The sequence below is a fragment of the Streptacidiphilus alkalitolerans genome, from assembly GCF_042511045.1.
Lineage (GTDB): Bacteria > Actinomycetota > Actinomycetes > Streptomycetales > Streptomycetaceae > Streptacidiphilus > Streptacidiphilus alkalitolerans.
This window is the reverse complement of record NZ_JBHEZX010000009.1, coordinates 198,671-214,594: the sequence shown is the minus strand read 5'-3', so window position 1 is coordinate 214,594 and position 15,924 is coordinate 198,671. Positions and strand designations below refer to the sequence as shown.

Genomic DNA, 15,924 nt, shown 5'->3' with positions numbered 1-15,924 from the left:
GCCGGCGACCCCCTGGCCGCCATTGCTTAAGCACTTCCTTGACTATGGGCACCGACTGCCTCAATACTTAAGTACATGCTTAACCATGAGGTTCCGCTCGACCGGGTCTTCCACGCTCTGGCCGACCCCACGCGCCGGACGCTGGTCGAGCGGCTGACCCGTGGCCCGGCCTCGGTCAGCGAACTGGCCAAGCCGCTGCCCATGTCCCTGCCTGCTGTCGTCCAACACCTGCAAGTACTGGAGGCCGCCGGCCTGGTGCGCTCCGAGAAGGTCGGGCGCGTGCGCACCTGCCGGATCGAGCCGTCCGCCCTGCGGGCGGCCGAAGGGTGGATCGTCGCGCAGCGCACCACCTGGGAGAGCCGCCTCGACCGGCTCGGCGACTTCCTGGACGAAGGCTCGGCCGGCAGCACCAGCAACAGCACGACCCCGGCACACACAGAGGGAGAGTCATGACCGATCGATTCGTCACCCACTCCACGTTCACCATCGAGCGGGTGTTCCCTGCCCCGCCCGCACGGGTGTTCGCCGCCTGGGGCGACCAGGAGGCCAAGAACCGCTGGTTCGCCGGCGTCGACACCGCCGACCCGGACGCCGCCACCCTGGAGGTGGACTTCCGCGTCGGCGGAATCGAACGCGGCAGCTTCACCAACCAGGAGGGCGGGCCCGTGTTCACCTACGAAGCCTGCTTCCGCGACATCGTGCCGAACGAGCGCATCGTCCTGACCAACCACATGCACAGCGACGCCACCCCCATCTCCGTCAACCTGGTCAGCATCCAGTTCGACGCCGAGGGGGACGGCACCCGTCTCACCCTCACCGACCACGGCGCCTACCTCGACGGCCACGACCGCGCCGACTGGCGCGAGGGGGGCACCAGCGACGAACTGGACCGGCTCGCCGTCGAACTGGACGGACGCAGCGCCTGACCGCTCCCCGTCGGCAGAAAACCGGCCCCCGCGTGCAACTGGACCCCCCTCCCCCGCGTGACCCCTTCGACGAGTGCGGGACGGAGGGGGCACCAGGGTGGCGGGTGAGCGGGACGAGAGCCGGAACGAGAGTCGGGAGCAGAGCTTCGACGGCTTCTACGCGGCGACATTCCGGCAGACGGTGGGTCAGGTCTATGCCATGACCGGCAGCCTGGCCGAGGCGGAGGACTGCGTCCAGGAGGCCTACGCCCGCGCCTGGCAGCGCTGGCCGCGGGTGTCCGGCTACGCCGACCCGCAGGCGTGGGTGCGGACCGTCGCCTACCGGATCTCCGTCTCCTCCTGGCGCAAGGCGGTGAACCGGCTGACCGCGCACCGGCGCAGCCGGGAGGATCCCGAGCTGCCCGGACTGGGGCCCGACCACTTGGCGCTGGTCGCCGCGTTGCGGCGGATCTCGTCGGAGCAGCGGCAGGCGATCGTCCTGCACCACCTGGTCGGGCTCTCGGTGGAGGAGGTCGCCGAGCAGACCGGCGCTCCCACGGGCACGGTCAAGGCCCGGCTGGCGCGCGGGCGCCGGGCGCTGGCCCCGCACCTGTCCGAGGGGCCGGAGGGCGGAGGACTCGCCGAGCCGTCCGGTGTCCGCGGCGGCAAGTCCCATGGCGTGCGTGCCGCCGGAGAGGAGCGCTTCTGATGACCGAACAGGTGCCGGACCGTGTTGACCAGTTGCTCGCCGCACTGGCGGGGAGCGCAGCCCGTACAGCGCGTGCGCAGGGCCCGGAGGCGGCCCGCTCGAGAGGAAGGAGGCGCACCGTGCGCCGACGCATCGCCCTGTCCACCCTGTCCCTGGCCGTGGCCGTCGCGGGGATCGGCACCGCGTGCACGACCGGGGGCGGTTCGGGGCAGGGGCCGGCGGTGGTGCCCCCGAGCAGCAGCTCACCCGCGCCCGTGTCCTCGGCCCCGAGCGCGATCCCGGACCCGACCTCGTCCGGTTCCGGGTCCGGGCCGACCGGGACGGCACCCGCGGGCGCCCCGGTGCTGGCCCTGCAACTCCCCTCGCAGCTGGCCCAGGGGGCGGTGAACCCGGTGGGCTTCACCGTCTCCAACCCCGGTCCGGCCCGGACCGTGGACGTCCTGCTCGACCTGGGCAGCCCGGCCTCCGCGCATCCGGGGGCGACCGCGCCGGACGAGCGGGCCGTGGTGCAGCGCCAGGACCCGGCCACCGGAGCCGTGCAGGCGCTGCCGGTCTCCTACACCAGCGGCACGGAAGGCTTCACCGACACCGCCGCCTACCGCCTGGCGCTCCCGGCCGGAGGCACCGCGACCGAGCGCCTGTGGGTGGTCCCGGTCGGCAGCAAGAGCGTCACTTTCGGCGTCCGGCTCAGCCCGCCGGGCGGACCCGCCGTCGTCCGGACGAAGACGCTGCCGCTGGTGGATCCGTCGCTGACGGCCACCGGTCCGGCCTCGGTCAGCGCCGGCAGCGCCTCCGGCACCTTCTCGTTCACCCTGGACAACACCACCGGCGCCCCGTACTACGGGGTCCAACTGCGGGCGCAGGCCGGGGGTTCCACCCCGAGCTGCGACTTCACGCCGTTCCGGACGTTCAGCTGGTCGGAAGGCGGGCCCTGGCACACCGCGTCGCTGGGCGCCGGCTGGCCGCTGCTGGACACGGTGCAACTGGACGCCGGGCAGCGGATGGTGGTCCAGTTGCGGCTGGCCGTCCCCGGCACGTTGGCCTCCTGCCTGGGCAGGGGCTTCGTGTCCCTGAACGCGGCGAGCGCCGACGGCGGGATGGGCGCGGCCAACACCGCGACCGCGCCGGGGACGCCGGGGCTTGACCTGGAGGCGCAGGCGCCGATCTTCACCGTCCGGCACACCTGATCGGGGGGCCGCCGCCCCGGTCAGCTCAGCCGTGCGCGGCGGAATTCCTTACGTCGAAGCCGAATTGCAGCGAAGCGGCGCCCTGCTGGAAGGCGGCCAGGGCGCCCGACGCCGGATCGGCGTCGAAACGCCAGTCCATGCGCTGGTTGTAGTTGAAATAGACGAATCCGATGATGTCGTGGCTGGCGGCCACATAGGAGAAGAGGTCGGAGATGCGAGCCGCCTGGTCCGCCGTGGCGTCGACCCCCGTTTCGGCAATCAGCAGCGGCTTCCTGCTGAAGGTGCGGATCTGGGCGACGGTGCGGCCGAAGACGTCACCGAAAGTCCAGTGCTCCCAGTCCTCGTTGTAACCCGACATTCCGATCCAGTTGACATAGGCATCGCCCGGGTAGAGCGGCGCGAGTTTCACCGTGGGAATGTGGTTGACGATATTGGCCGTCCAGACCCAGACCACCTTCTTCGCCCCGACCCGGTCGAAGACCTGGTGGATGTGGCGGTAGGCCAGGACGAAGTCGGATGCCTTGTTGCGCGTGCCCCAGGGATACCAGAACCCGTTCATCTCATGGCCGAAGTTGAGGGCCACCGGGATGTTCGCGGCGCGCACCTGGCCGGCGAACTTCCGCAGATAGGCGTCGTCCTTGCCGGCCGCGATGTCGGCAAGCGGGACGGTGAAGGGCTCCCAGGTCAGGAGCGTCAACGCGCCCTGGTTCCAGGCGTTTCGGGTGGCCTGGACGTTGAAGTTCTCCTGGAAGCTCGCGTAGTACTCCAGCAGGTTGGGCGTCTTGCCGATGCGCCCGGCGGCCTCCCGGAGCAGGTCCGCCTGTTGCGGCACACCGCTCTGGGCCAGGCCCAGGTACCTGTGCGTGGAGGACGGGCGCAGCAGCGCGGACGCGACCGCCGACCCGGGGGCCTCGGGGCGCGGCTGGGGGTGCGGCAGGGGTTTCCCCGCTGCCGCGGCACCGGAAAGCGGAATCAGGGCGACCAGGGCGACCAGGGCAGCCGCCGCAATTCCGGCAGCCCGTCGGCGGCTTCGAGCGAACAGGGCCATCACGTTCCTTTCCATGACCGGGCGGTGCGCAGGAAAGATAACCCGGAGCGGGAATGGAGCAGCGTTCCGACACCAGCGCGGCATTCCACTGGGCCAATCGGCCGCATCATCGCGGGACCACGCGAGTGACTTTGATATGCCTATCGTCGCGCGTGTCCCGGTGCTGTTCGACCGGCTGCTAGGAAAGAGCGCACCAGGCCCTTTCTCTGCAGTCCCTGCACGCAATGCACCGGAGGCACGCGTTATGAGCGCGGTGGACGACCACTACCGTCCCGGGGCACAATCCGGCGGTGACCTCACGGCCCTGGGCGACCCCACGGCCCTGGAGGAGTTCGGGGCTCCGCTCTTCCCCTCCCCGAGCGTGGCGGAACGCTTCACCTACCTGCGGCGCAACGCCGGCGCCCTGGCCCTCTGCTCGCTGGTCAGCTTCGGCTGCCTGGGCCTGTCCCAGGTCAACTTCATGGCGACCTCCCCCTGGCTCCTGCTCTACCTGCCGTTCTTCGCGCTGACCACCGTGTACTTCCTGGCCTCGCTCTGGGTGAACGGCTTCGGGCGCTCCTTCCGGCTGCGGGAGCACGAGCAGGTGGTGGCCGCCTGGCAGCCCGCCGTCCACCCGTCCGTCGACGTGTTCCTGCCCGTGTGCGGGGAACCGCTCGCGGTGCTGCACAACACCTGGCACCACGTACGGCTGCTCGCCCACCGCTACCCGGGCACCGTCCGGCCGATGGTCCTGGACGACTCCGCGTCCGCCGAGGTACGGGAACTGGCCGCCTCGTTCGACTTCGACTACACCACCCGCCCCGACCGGGGCTGGTTCAAGAAGGCCGGCAACCTGCGGCACGGCTTCGCCCGCAGCGACGGCGACTTCATCCTCATCCTGGACGCCGACTTCTGCCCCAGCGCGGACCTGCTCGACGAACTGCTGCCCTACCTGGCCGCCGACCCCCGGATCGGCATCGTCCAGTCCCCGCAGCACTTCCGTGTGCTGAGCACCGGGCAGAACTGGATCGAGCGCGGGGCCGGGGCCATCCAGGAGCTCTTCTACCGCAATGTGCAGGTCTCCCGGCAGCACCACGGCGCGGCCATCTGCGTCGGCAGTTGCGCGGTCTACCGCCGCGCGGCCCTGGACGAGATCGGCGGAACCGCCCTGATCGAACACTCCGAGGACGTCCACACCGGCTTCGCACTCGGGGCGGCGGGCTGGAAGCTGCGCTACGTCCCGCTGGTGCTGGCCACCGGACTGTGCCCGGACAACCTGACCGCCTTCTACCGGCAGCAGTACCGCTGGTGCACCGGCTCGCTGTCGATGATGACCAGCCCGGCCTTCTGGCGCACCAAGCTGCGGCCGGTCGCCCGGCTCTGCTACGCCTCGGGGTTCCTGCACTACATCCAGACCGCCGCGTCGGTGTTCATGGCCCCACTGGTCCCGCTGACCCTGCTGTTCGCGCTGCCCCACCAGATGCGCTTCGAGAACTCCCTGCTGGCGCTGCCCGCCATCCTCTACACCACCGTCGTCTTCCCGCGCTGGCACCGCTGCCGCTACGGGCTGGAAGCCTGGGCGGCCAAACTGGTCTGCTGCTGGGCCCATGTCTTCGCGATCACCGACCTGCTGCGCCGCAGGCCCGAGGGCTGGCAGCCGACCGGAGCGGCCTCGTCCGGCAGCGGCCGGCACCGGCTGCGCCTCGGCCTGATCGGCTGGAGCGGCAGCACCGCGCTGCTCTGGCTCTGCGCCGCGACCTGGCGAATGTGCACGCTGCGCCCGGAGGACTTCCTGCTGCTGACCGTCTCCGGAGTCGGCTACACCGCCACAGTGATCCGCGCCCTGATCCCCCCGAGCCGGCCAGCACCGTAGTCACGGCCCTGCGGTCGGGTCCACCCTGCGGCGAAGTTCGACTGACGACCCGTCACCCACCCGGTGCGCACGTCCCCTAGCCGCTCGACCCCGCTCGGTGGCGTGGCGCTGTGGGCCGCGAGAGTGCCTGGCGCTCCGACCCGGACCGCTGGCGGCGGAAGGAACTGCGCCGCAGGCTGATCGGCGAGCGAACGAAGTGAAGTGCCCCAGGGCGGCGGCCACGAGTCAGGCGATCAGCCTGATCTCCTTGAGCACCGCCGCCACGCAGTCCTCGACGCTCCGGTGCGCGGTGTCGATGACGATGTGTTCGCGTTCCCAGGCTTCGTAGGGGCTGCCGATGATCTGCTCCCAGGAGGGCAGCGGCAGGTCCGGAATGTCCACGGTGCGCTCGGCCGCCCGCCGGCGGTGCTCGACCTCGTCCGAGCAGATCACCTCCACCTCGGCGAAGGGCACGCCGAGGTCGGTCGCCAGTCCGAGCCAGCCGTCACGGCTGGCCGCGACAGGGTTCACGCACTCGGCGACCACGCTGAGCCCCTGCCGAAGCTGGTCCGCCGCAACGGCGTGCGCGACGACATAGCCCACCGCACCGACCGGGTGCCCAGCCACCCCCGACCGCACAACCGCCTGCTCAATCGAGTCGATCCGCAGCAGGACGGCCCCAAGACAACGCGCCACGCGGCGGGAGAGCGTGGTCTTCCCGGCAGCGGGCAAGCCGCAAACAATGACGAGCATGCCCCAAGTCTCACTCACCGACCACACACTGCGGCCCAGGTCATCCGTGGCGCCAACCCCACGTACCGGCCACGGAATCCCGGCCGCCGCAGCGCACAACGCCTACGATGCGAGTCATGTCTCATTCCGATGACGTGCAGCCCGCGTTCTGGGACGCCGACGGCGGCTACGGGGTGCAGCAGCCGCTGACCGACCGGGCTGTGCGGGAAGCCGAGCACCTGCTCGATGTCACGCTCCCAGCCTCGCTGCTCGATCTGCTGCGCGCCCAAAACGGCGGCCAAGTCACAGCCGCTCGCAACGCCTTCCGTACGGATAGGCCGACCTCCTGGAGCAAGGACCACGTCCCGTTCGACCATGTGATGGGCATCGGCCACCGCGAGCGCACGATCTCATTGCTCGACAGCCCCTACCTGGTCGAGGAATGGGGTCTGCCCTCGCCCGTCGTGCTCCTCTGGGGTGACGGACCCTGCTGGGTCGCGCTGGACTACCGGGCGCGCGGGCGACACGGGGAACCGTCAGTGGCGTGGTTCGACGCTGACGCCGACGTGGAGCTGGCCCTCGCCCCGGACTTCGCGTCCTTCGTCGAGGGCCTCACTTCCGCCGGTGACTTTGACTGAAACGCCGCCGAGCCACGTCGCGGCCGAGCGGACATCAGTCGGACGGGGCTGCCGCCGAAGCTGATCCGGTTGCCGTCGGGGTCGTGGAAGGTGGCCTTGCGGACGCCGTTGGCGTAGGTCTCGCGTACGGCGGGTGCCGGGTGCGACTGGGTTGCCGCCAGTACCGCGAGGGCGGGACCGCGCAGGAGGGCGACTTCGCCCAGGGCGGCGGTCGCCACGGCGTGGGTGGGCAGGGGCCGGAGGAGGACGCGCGGCTGTCCCAAACGGTCCATCAGGCGGGCGGTCTGCGGGCCCACCAGGGTCTCCGCCACCGCGAACGAGCCGACGAGCAGTCCGGCCGCCCCGAAGGACCCGGTCTCGGCATGGACCAGCCGGACGATGCCCGGGCCGGCCATGGCCACCCCGACCCGGGCCGGAGCCGCAGCCGGGAAGAAGGGCCGGGTGGCGGAGACATCCCCCGCCCGGATGGGGGATGTCTCGGTCCTGGGCTTCAGGTGCGGGGGCAACCCGGCCGCCGGGCGGGTTGAGACGGCTCAGGACGAGGTGGTCCAGGTGTCCCACCCCGCGCCGGAATCCGCCTGGAGCGTGCCGGTCCCCATGATGGACTGCGCGCAGGACGTGTTGGTGTACACGTAGTCGACGTAGATGGTCTGCTGCCACTCGCCGTACTCACCGTGCGCGTACCAGCCGGCGGGGGTGCTCACCGGAGCGCTGTTGGTGAACGCGAGGGACTGCGTCTTGGTGTACGAGGCTCCGAACGTCGCGCTGGCGCTCTCGAGCAGGAAGCCGATGTCGACGCTGAAGTTCGCGGACAGCGTGCTGCTGACGGTGCTGGTGCTCGTGCTGCTGAAGGTGAAGGTGGTCGAGGAGCCGGTCCCGTTGTGGTCGAGGCCGGTCCACTTGACGTTCAAGTGGCGGGCGCCCTTGGAGAAGGTGTAGCCGTCGCCCGCGTTGCAGACCCGGATGTCGGGCGTCTTCGTGGCGGCGTGCGCGGCCGGCGCGGTCAGCGCCGCGGACGCCAGGCAGGCTATGACCGGCAGGGTGTAGATGGCCCGGAGTTTCATGGTTTTCCCGCTTTCTTCTTCTGTTCGTATACAAAGCATCATCGACCGGAGAACCCGGGACGATGGGACTGGCAGTCACCCGGAGCGCGAGGTCCCGCCTCCCGCCCGTCGACGACTGGCTGCCGCCGTTACCTCGCACCCGGGCGACTGCCCGGGGGTCTAGTGACCGCCGCACGACCCCAGGGAGAAGGGGCGGCAGGGGTCGCCCCAGCCACTGTCCGCCAGGACACTGGCGGAGCGGATGTGGTCGGTACTCCCGGCGCGGACGCCGGAGGTCACACCGAGCATCGCGACAACCACCAGTCCGAACAGCGCGAGCTTGCGCATGACGCCTTCCCCCTAGGATTCGATCGACGGAACACTGTCCGGCCGGAGGCTGCCCGCCCCTCGGCCGGAACCAACACTGCCGCCCCCGGGGATCTCTTCGCCATGCTGACGATGGGTCATCATGTGACGTGGAGAAAACAGGAGGGAAGGCATACACATCCGAACCGGACAAATCCGGGACGGAGTACGGGGGCGTGATGCATACGCAGGACGACGTCCTGTCCGACGTCTACGCATGGGCCGCGGCGCAGGGCCGGTGCGTGACGGACGACATACCGTCGATCGCCCGTGAGCTGGGCTGCGGCGAGGACGAGTGCCGGGACGCCGTGGCGGCGCTCATCGACCGCCACGTCCTGGTTCCCGGCCCGGACGGTCTCACCGCCGTGAGCCCCGCCGTGGCGACCGCAGCCCTGGTGGGCCCCAGGGAGAGTGCGAACCGGCAGGCGGAGAGCGACCTCGCGGCCGAGCGCGCCCGGACCGAGCGGCTGCGTTCGCGGATCGCGGCGGTGACCGCCCACTACCGCGATCCGCACGCCTCGCGGACCTCCAGCGGGGTGGACGTGCTTGAGGACAAGTTCGCCGTCCGCGCGCTGATCACAGACCTGAGCGCAACCTGCGAGCGAGAGCTCATGGCCTGCCAGCCCGGCGGCGGCCGCCCGCCGGCCGCCCTGGCCGACGCACTGCCCCGCGACCTGGAGCTGCTGAAGCGCGGGATCACCCTGCGCAGCCTCTACCAGCACACCGCACGGTTCCACACCGCGACCCAGGCCTATGCCGAGACCGTGCTCGCCGCCGGCTCCCGGATCCGGACCGTCGCCGAGATCCCCGGCCAGATGATCATCATCGACCGTCAGACCGCGTTCCTGCCGCACCGCGAACACCGCTTCGGGGCGGTCGTGGTCCGCGAGCCGTCGATCATCGAGTACCTGTGTTCCGCGTTCGAGCAGGCCTGGAACCTCGGCGCGCCCTACCAGACCGGCCCCGCGGCAGCCCGCGGTGCGGTCACCGAGATGAAGCGGTCCATCCTCACGCTGATGGCCAACGGCCTCAAGGACGAGGTCATCGCCAAGCGGATGGGTCTGTCCGTCCGCGCCTGCCGCGGCCACATCGCCGACCTGCTCGACTCCTTCGGAGCCCACAGCCGGTTCCAGGGAGGAGTGATCGCCGCAGCCAGCGGACTGCTGGAACCGGAGGTCGACGGGCCCGGCGACGGAGCCGGTTGAGTTGAGCTCCTCGGCGGCGTCCGTCCGCTCAGACGGGGCTGCCGCCGAAGCTGATCCGGTTGCCGTCGGGGTCGTGGAAGGTGGCCTTGCGGACGCCGTTGGCGTAGGTCTCGCGTACGGCGGGTGCCAGGCCCCGGGCGGCGATCCCGGCGAGGCGGTCCTCGAGGTCGTCGACGAAGACGGTGTGCAGCGCGTGCCCGGCGTGCTCGGGCTGGACCACGATGTACAGGTACCGGTGCTCGGCCAGTTCCCAGACCGCCTCGGTGTCATTGGGCAGGAACGACGGCGTGGCACCGAGCAGCCGCTCGTACCAGGCCACCGCCTCGGTGTAGCCGCGGACCGGGATGCCCGCGAAGAGATCCATCGTCATGGCGTCATGCTACGGTCGGCCGGCCGTGATCCGGTGGTCGGCGCTCCCGGTGGCGTCGGTTAGCCTTCTGCCGTGGATACCGCCGCAGCCCGTCCCGTGTTCCGCACCGCCGTCCCGGACGACGTGCCCGCCCTGGTCGACCTCATCGAATCCGCCTACCGGGGCGACTCCAGCCGGGCCGGCTGGACGACCGAGGCCAACCTCCTGGAAGGCCGCCGCACCGACCGGGACGAGGTCGCGGCCGTCATCGCCAGGCCCGGGAGCCGCATGCTCGCGGTCGAGCGCGATGGCGAACTGATCGCCTGCTGCCAGCTCGAACACCGCGGGGACCACGCCTACTTCGGCATGTTCGCGGTGCGGCCCACGCTCCAGGGCGGCGGTCTCGGCAAGGTCATCATCGCGGAGGCGGAACGGTTCGCCCTGGAGGAGTGGGGCGTGGCCGAGATGCATATGACGGTGATCTCGCTCCGCGAGGAACTGGTCGCCTGGTACGTCCGCCGCGGCTACGTCCGCACCGGTCAGCTGACCGCCTTCCCGCGCCGGGACGAGCGCTTCGACCTGCCGACCCGTGACGACCTGCAGTTCGAGCTGCTGACGAAGAAGCTCTCGGCATGAAGGTCGAAGAGGTTCCGTGGGCGGATCCGGACGGCGCCCGGTTGCGTGCGGCGCAGCGGGCGGAGATCGCCGAGCGGTACGGGACGCCGGACAGCGAGCCCGGGGTGCCGCCCTCGGCGGCGGACATCGCGGTGTTCCTGGTGGCCCGCGACGAGGACGGCACCGCGGTGGGCTGCGGGGCGCTGCGCCACCTCGGGGACGGAGTCGGCGAGGTCAAGCGGATGTACGTCTCCCCCGCCTTCCGCGGCACGGGAGTCGCGCCGCGGATCCTGGACGCGTTGCAGCAGTGGGCCGGCGACCGGGGCTGGACCAGCCTTCGGCTGGAGACGGGGATCGCCCAGCCCGACGCCGTCCGCTTCTACACACGCTCCGGATACACCCGGATCCCGAACTTCGGGTCCTACGCCGGGGTGGAGAACTCGCTGTGCTTCGAACGGCCGCTGGCCCCGAGCACGGTCCGGCCCTAGCCGGCCCTCAGCCGGTCTGTTCGGCCAGGGCGACGATGACGCCCGCGGGCCCGCGGAGGTAGCAGAGCCGGAACACGCTCCCGTACTGCGTCACCTCGCCGAGGAGTTCGGCGCCGTGGGCCCGCAGGCGGGCGACGGTGTCGTCGATGTCGTCGACGGCGAACATGACCCGGTGCAGGCCCAGCGTGTTGGGCGGCGGGTTCTCCGGCTCGGCCTTGGCCGCCGCGGGGCTGCGGTAGCGGGTCAGCTCCAGCTTGCTGTGGCCGTCCGGGGTCCGCATCATCGCGATCTCGCTCCGGACACCGTCGAGCCCGACGATCCGGTCGACCAGGACGCCTTCGACCTCCGTCCGGCCTTCCAGTTCCATGCCGAGCTCGGTGAAGAACACGACAGCCGCGTCCAGGTCGTCGACGACGATGGCGACGTTGTCCATCCGCTGAATGGTCATGCCCCGAGCATAGGACGCGGCGCGGGCTCCTCAGCCCAGGACCGCGGGCTTGAGCACCTCCTCGCACCACTGGCGGAAGCCGGTGGGGGCGGGCGCGGCCAGGGACTTGTGCTCGGCGTCGTAGATGCCGTCGTTCTGCGCGGTGGCCATGTCGACCAGCCCCTGCGCCCAGGCCTCGGTCATCCCGTACTGGAGCATCGTGGCCCGGTAGGCCTGGTCCTCGACCTGCTGGAAGCGCACCGGGCGCTCCAGCACCTCGGACAGGACCTGCGCCATGCCCTCGGGCGACAGGGCGTCGGGGCCGATCACCGGGACGCTCTCCTGGCCGGTCCAGGTGTCGTCGAGCAGCAGGCCCGCGGCGGCTGCGGCGATGTCGCGGGTGGCGACGGTCGCCAGCGGCCGGTCGGCGGCGTTCGGCAGGAAGAACGTCCCCGTCGTCCTGATCGCCTGGACCTGGTTGAGCAGGTTCTCCATGAAGTACGGCATGGCCAGGGCCCGGTAGTGCGCCCCGGTGCCCTCGATCAGCTCGTCCATCGCGAACGCGGGCGACAGCAGCCCCGCGTGCCGGCCGTAGCCGCGGCCCAGGCTGGTGATGCCGACGATGCGCTCGACCCCCTGGGCCTTGACGGCGTCGGCGGCCGGGCGGGTGAAGTCGAGGTAGTGCTCGTGGATGTCGCCGGCGCCGGGGTTCGGCGGCACCAGCCACAGCAGGCTGTCGGCGCCGGCGAAGGCCTCGGCCAGGACCGCGGGGTCGTTGTGCGAGCCCGGTACGACCTCGACCCGCTCACGTGTCCCCCGGGCCAGCCGGGACGGGTCGCGGGCGATCACCCGGACCGGTCGGCCCTCGGCGACCAGCGTGTCCAGGACCTGGTGGGCGATCTGGCCGGTGGGAGCAGTGATGACGATCATGGCAGCCTCCAAGCGTGGGGCAGCGCGGCAGCGCTGCTGTTTCCACTGTCAACAGAAACACGTTAGCGGTAAATCGGCAAATCGCTAACGTGCTCCCGTTAGCACTGGAAGCCCGGAGGCTCAGAGATCCAGAGGGCGGGCGCCTCAGCCGCGCAGGCTTTCGGCGAGGGCGCGGGTCGCCTCCATCGCCGAGCGCTGCAGGCCGGGGCCGAAGGTGATCCGGGTGGCGCCCTGGCGGCCCAGCTCGGCCACCGAGTCCTTGTCCGGACCGGCGGCCATGTTGATCGGGCCCTCGATCCCCGCCCGCAGGGCCGGGAGCACAGCGATCGGCGCCAGGATCGGGTAGACGCAGTCGGCTCCGGCGGCCACGTAGAGCCGGGCCCTGGCCACGGCGTCGGCGAGGTCGCCCGTGCCGTGCACGAAGGTGTCGACGCGCGCGTTGACGAAGAGGGCGTCGCCCGCCGCCGCGCGGACCTCGGCCAGCCAGTCCGCGTGCTGCCCGGGGTCCTTGAGCGTGCCGTCCGCCGCGGAGTCCTCCAGGTTGCAGCCGACCGCCCCGGTCTCCAGCAGCCGGCCCACCAGCTCCCCCGGGGCGAGGCCGTAGCCGCCCTCGATGTCCGCGGACACCGGCACGGCGCCGGAGACGGCCCGGACGATGCGGGACACCGCGGCGAACATCTCCTCGGGCGGGGTCGAGCCGTCCGCGTAGCCCAGCGAGGCGGCCACGCCGGCGCTCGGCGTGGCGAGCGCGGGGAAGCCGGCGTCGACGAAGACCCGGGCGCTGCCCGCGTCCCACGGGCCCGGGAGGACCAGCGGGTGGTCGGCGGTGCGGCCCCGGTGCAGGGCGCGGAAGGCGGAGACGGTCATCTGGGTCACCTGTCCAGGTTCAGGGATCGAAGGAGAATCGAAGGAGAAGGAGCACGGGCTCGCGGTCCGACCACAGACCCTAGTGCCGCGCCGCCGCGGACAGGCGGTGGCCGAGCAGCCAGTTGACGGCCGTGCCGCAGCCGGCCAGGCCCAGCGCCAGCCAGCAGGCCAGGGTGTAGCTGTCGGGGCGGGCCACGGTCCAGCCGAGGAAGGGAAGGAGCGTCAGCGTGCCGACGACCAGGGCGGATCCGGCCAGGACCAGGCTCAGCGCGCGGGTGGCCGGCCAGGTCCTGCGCAGCAGGACCAGCGCGGTCAGCACGCAGCAGGTCAGCAGGAGCATCACCGCCGCCGCACCGGTGCCCGGTTCCCCGGAGAAGCCGTCGGCCAGGTCGAGCCCGGCCGCCCACAGCGCCCCGAGCAGCATCCGCGCGCCCTCGGCGGCCAGGACCGCACGGCGCGGACGCCCGGCCGGGCGGCGCAGCCGGGCCGCGCCGAGCCCGGCGAGCAGGGCCAGCCCGGCCGCGCTCAGGGCCAGCAGGTACTCCTTGCCGATGTTGCGGCCCAGGCCGGTGTCGGGGACCGCGCCCCCGGGGTCGTCCGCCTCGCCGGTAGGGGGTGTCTGACGGATCTCCGCGGATGAAGGAGCGGGGTCCGGTGCGTGCGATCGCAAGGCGGCGGAGCGCCCTTGTAGCGGAGCTACCAGGGTGGTTCGCCAACGCGGCGAGCGTGCGTGCCGGGCCCCGCGACGCCGCGGAGATCCGTCAGACACCCCCCAGGGCCGACCCGGGCCCACCGGCCGTCCGGGCGGCGCAGCACCAGGCCGTCGTTCTGGTCCGCGACGACGACGGTGTACCCGGCGGCGGCTGGCAGGAGCACCAGCGAGGTCGATTCCAGGCGCGGCGCGGCGCCGGTGCTGTCCGCGCCGTAGCCGTCGCCCCGGCGCAGGAACAGGGTGCGCCCCGCGGTCAGTTCCCAGGCCGTCGTCCAGTGCCGGCCGCCGTCCGCGGTCTCCTGGACCCGGGCCTGCCCCGGGACCACCCGGTAGCAGTGCTCCGGCTGCCCCGGCACGCAGTCCTCGGTGCGCACCCGCAGCCCCGGCAGCCCGGACGAGAAGGTCACCTCCGGGACCAGGACCTTCCGCCAGGTCTGCCCGTCCGTTGTGGTCAGCGCCCGGCCCCGGTAGACGGTGCCGGCACCGCCGAACTCGACGACCTCGACACCGGTCTGCGTCCGGCCCACCACCGCGTCGTTGAAGGGGCGCCAGTAGCCGCAGCCGGTGAGCACGGTCAGCACCACCAGCGCGGTGAGCACCGCGGCCGCTCGTCTTCGCGCTGCCTGACGCAGCATCATCCCCCGTGGCATACGGCAAGTCTCGACGCCCAGGATCACACCCAGGACGCAGCGCGGTCCCGAACGCGTGTGGCTTGCCGGGCCCGGCGCAGCACCCTCGGCCCAGCGCCCTCAGCGCGGCGCCGCCCAGCGCGGGATCCAGGTGCCGGCGGCGCCGTGGCCGGCCGCCGCGGTGGCGAGGTGGGCACGGAGCACGGCCAGCGCCGGGTTCGGGTTGTCGCGGTGCCAGAGCAGCGAGTGCGGGTAGACCGGGGTCGGGTCGGTGATCGGGATCCGGCGCAGGCCGTGGTCGGCCGGCCAGACCAGGCGGGTGTGCTCGCCCATGAAGGTGGCCAGGGCCGGGGTGTCGGCGATGGTGTCAAGCAGCGCGTCGGAGCCGAAGTTGGGGCCGGTCGCCTCGATGGTCAGGTCGAACTCGGCGGTGAGGTCGTCGTAGTAGGCGGCCCACTCGGTGCCGGGGACGATGCCGGGCATCCAGATCCGGTGCCCGGCGAGTTGATCCAGCGTCACCGAGCGGGCGCCCGCCAGTGCGTGGGCGGGGCCGGTGAGGAGTTGCAGCGGCTCGTCCAGCACCCGGACGGACTCGACGTCCTCGGGCAGGGGCCGGCCGGGCACGGAGACGGCGCGGAAGGACGCGTCGATCGCACCGGAGCGGATGGCGGCGACGGCCGTCTCGATGTCGAACAGCATCAGCACGTCGAGCTCGATCTCGGGGTGCGCCCGGTGGAAGCCGCGCATCAGGCCGGACTGCGCGCTGCGCGAGGCGAGCACGTCGATCCGCAGCGGACGGCGGCCGGTGCGCACCGAGGCCACCGCGCGCTCGGCCACCCGCAGCAGTTCGCGCGCGTGGGGCAGGAATGCCTGCCCGTCGATGGTGAGTTCGGCGCCGCGCGGAGTACGGGTGAACAGTCGAACGGCGAGGTTGCGCTCCAGGGTGGCGATGCGTTTGGAGACGGCCTGCTGAGTGACCTCCAGCTCGGCGGCGGCCTCCTGGAACTGCCCCGCGTCGGCGGCGGCGACGAAGGTCCGGACGGTTTCGAGATCCATGGCGCCACCCTAGGGGAACAACATCTGGTTGTGACGGATTCCCCAGGGAGCGCGCCGGGCCGGCGCCCGGCACGCTCCCTTGCGGACCTGGTCGGAAGGCCGAGCGTCGCCCTCCTGCCCCCGTCGAGGATGCCAGCGCGCCGTTCCACCGTGTTGGCGCTGCGTCGACAGTTCCTTGTCTTTGCGT

20 protein-coding genes are annotated in these 15,924 nt (G+C 71.8%); 9 read left to right on the top strand and 11 right to left on the bottom strand.

Annotated elements, in window-relative coordinates:
- Positions 1-75 precede the first annotated feature (75 nt).
- From ACEZDG_RS21930 to ACEZDG_RS21915, 4 genes are all read left to right on the top strand, one after another.
- Positions 76-453, top strand: coding sequence for an ArsR/SmtB family transcription factor (locus ACEZDG_RS21930; protein WP_380512196.1), 378 nt, complete (start codon positions 76-78; stop codon positions 451-453).
- Entirely contained in the window at positions 450-926 is a 477-nt protein-coding gene (locus ACEZDG_RS21925; RefSeq protein ID WP_380512194.1) for an SRPBCC family protein, read from the top strand. The genes ACEZDG_RS21930 and ACEZDG_RS21925 overlap by 4 nt, the downstream gene beginning before the upstream one ends.
- A 97-nt stretch (positions 927-1,023) precedes the next feature.
- A complete protein-coding gene (locus tag ACEZDG_RS21920; protein ID WP_380512193.1) occupies positions 1,024-1,614 on the top strand; it encodes a SigE family RNA polymerase sigma factor in 591 nt (196 codons plus the stop codon).
- A 119-nt stretch (positions 1,615-1,733) separates the two neighbouring features.
- Positions 1,734-2,801 (top strand): hypothetical protein, encoded by a 1,068-nt coding sequence (locus tag ACEZDG_RS21915; RefSeq protein ID WP_380512192.1) that lies wholly within the window; start codon positions 1,734-1,736, stop codon positions 2,799-2,801.
- Between the two features lie 25 nt (positions 2,802-2,826).
- On the opposite strand, the gene ACEZDG_RS21910 is transcribed toward ACEZDG_RS21915, so the two are convergent.
- Entirely contained in the window at positions 2,827-3,933 is a 1,107-nt protein-coding gene (locus ACEZDG_RS21910; RefSeq protein ID WP_380512190.1) for a glycoside hydrolase family 26 protein, read from the bottom strand.
- Between the two features lie 160 nt (positions 3,934-4,093).
- Here ACEZDG_RS21910 and ACEZDG_RS21905 point away from each other — a divergent pair, with 160 nt between their 5' ends.
- Positions 4,094-5,701 carry a glycosyltransferase family 2 protein gene (locus ACEZDG_RS21905; protein WP_380512188.1) on the top strand — a complete coding sequence of 536 codons (1,608 nt, stop codon included), beginning with the start codon at positions 4,094-4,096 and terminating at the stop codon, positions 5,699-5,701.
- 225 nt (positions 5,702-5,926) lie between these two features.
- On the opposite strand, the gene ACEZDG_RS21900 is transcribed toward ACEZDG_RS21905, so the two are convergent.
- Complete coding sequence (locus ACEZDG_RS21900; protein WP_380512186.1) at positions 5,927-6,433, bottom strand: AAA family ATPase; 507 nt, start codon at positions 6,431-6,433, stop codon at positions 5,927-5,929.
- 116 nt (positions 6,434-6,549) lie between these two features.
- On the opposite strand from ACEZDG_RS21900, the gene ACEZDG_RS21895 reads away from it, so the two are divergent.
- Entirely contained in the window at positions 6,550-7,050 is a 501-nt protein-coding gene (locus tag ACEZDG_RS21895; RefSeq protein WP_380512184.1) for an SMI1/KNR4 family protein, read from the top strand.
- 533 nt (positions 7,051-7,583) lie between these two features.
- Here the strand turns inward: ACEZDG_RS21895 and ACEZDG_RS21890 are convergent.
- Both ACEZDG_RS21890 and ACEZDG_RS21885 read right to left on the bottom strand, forming a co-directional pair.
- Positions 7,584-8,114, bottom strand: a complete 531-nt coding sequence (locus ACEZDG_RS21890; protein WP_380512182.1) for a hypothetical protein — start codon at positions 8,112-8,114, stop codon at positions 7,584-7,586.
- A 159-nt stretch (positions 8,115-8,273) separates the two neighbouring features.
- Positions 8,274-8,441 carry a hypothetical protein gene (locus ACEZDG_RS21885; protein WP_380512180.1) on the bottom strand — a complete coding sequence of 56 codons (168 nt, stop codon included), beginning with the start codon at positions 8,439-8,441 and terminating at the stop codon, positions 8,274-8,276.
- Positions 8,442-8,635: 194 nt separating this feature from the next.
- On the opposite strand from ACEZDG_RS21885, the gene ACEZDG_RS21880 reads away from it, so the two are divergent.
- Positions 8,636-9,664, top strand: coding sequence for a LuxR family transcriptional regulator (locus ACEZDG_RS21880; protein ID WP_380512178.1), 1,029 nt, complete (start codon positions 8,636-8,638; stop codon positions 9,662-9,664).
- 28 nt (positions 9,665-9,692) lie between these two features.
- Here ACEZDG_RS21880 and ACEZDG_RS21875 read toward each other — a convergent pair whose 3' ends face one another.
- Positions 9,693-10,034: a VOC family protein gene (locus ACEZDG_RS21875; protein ID WP_380512176.1), complete on the bottom strand. Its 342-nt coding sequence runs from the start codon at positions 10,032-10,034 to the stop codon at positions 9,693-9,695.
- A gap of 72 nt (positions 10,035-10,106) precedes the next feature.
- Here ACEZDG_RS21875 and ACEZDG_RS21870 point away from each other — a divergent pair, with 72 nt between their 5' ends.
- A complete protein-coding gene (locus ACEZDG_RS21870; RefSeq protein ID WP_380512174.1) occupies positions 10,107-10,649 on the top strand; it encodes a GNAT family N-acetyltransferase in 543 nt (180 codons plus the stop codon).
- Positions 10,646-11,116, top strand: coding sequence for a GNAT family N-acetyltransferase (locus tag ACEZDG_RS21865; protein WP_380512172.1), 471 nt, complete (start codon positions 10,646-10,648; stop codon positions 11,114-11,116). Before ACEZDG_RS21870 ends, ACEZDG_RS21865 begins: the two co-directional genes overlap by 4 nt.
- A 7-nt stretch (positions 11,117-11,123) precedes the next feature.
- Here the strand turns inward: ACEZDG_RS21865 and ACEZDG_RS21860 are convergent, their stop codons facing one another.
- The 6 genes from ACEZDG_RS21860 to ACEZDG_RS21835 all read right to left on the bottom strand — a co-directional run bounded on the left by ACEZDG_RS21860 (position 11,124) and on the right by ACEZDG_RS21835 (position 15,737).
- Positions 11,124-11,564, bottom strand: coding sequence for a VOC family protein (locus tag ACEZDG_RS21860; protein ID WP_380512170.1), 441 nt, complete (start codon positions 11,562-11,564; stop codon positions 11,124-11,126).
- Positions 11,565-11,594: 30 nt separating this feature from the next.
- Positions 11,595-12,473, bottom strand: a complete 879-nt coding sequence (locus ACEZDG_RS21855; protein ID WP_380512168.1) for an NmrA family NAD(P)-binding protein — start codon at positions 12,471-12,473, stop codon at positions 11,595-11,597.
- Between the two features lie 144 nt (positions 12,474-12,617).
- Positions 12,618-13,340 (bottom strand): isocitrate lyase/PEP mutase family protein, encoded by a 723-nt coding sequence (locus tag ACEZDG_RS21850; protein WP_380512363.1) that lies wholly within the window; start codon positions 13,338-13,340, stop codon positions 12,618-12,620.
- A 79-nt stretch (positions 13,341-13,419) separates the two neighbouring features.
- On the bottom strand, positions 13,420-14,010 hold the full coding sequence (locus tag ACEZDG_RS21845; protein WP_380512166.1) for a hypothetical protein: 591 nt from the start codon (positions 14,008-14,010) through the stop codon (positions 13,420-13,422).
- A 26-nt stretch (positions 14,011-14,036) separates the two neighbouring features.
- Positions 14,037-14,690, bottom strand: a complete 654-nt coding sequence (locus tag ACEZDG_RS21840) for a hypothetical protein (protein WP_380512164.1) — start codon at positions 14,688-14,690, stop codon at positions 14,037-14,039.
- A 111-nt stretch (positions 14,691-14,801) separates the two neighbouring features.
- Positions 14,802-15,737 carry a LysR family transcriptional regulator gene (locus tag ACEZDG_RS21835; protein ID WP_380512162.1) on the bottom strand — a complete coding sequence of 312 codons (936 nt, stop codon included), beginning with the start codon at positions 15,735-15,737 and terminating at the stop codon, positions 14,802-14,804.
- Positions 15,738-15,924: the final 187 nt, after the last annotated feature.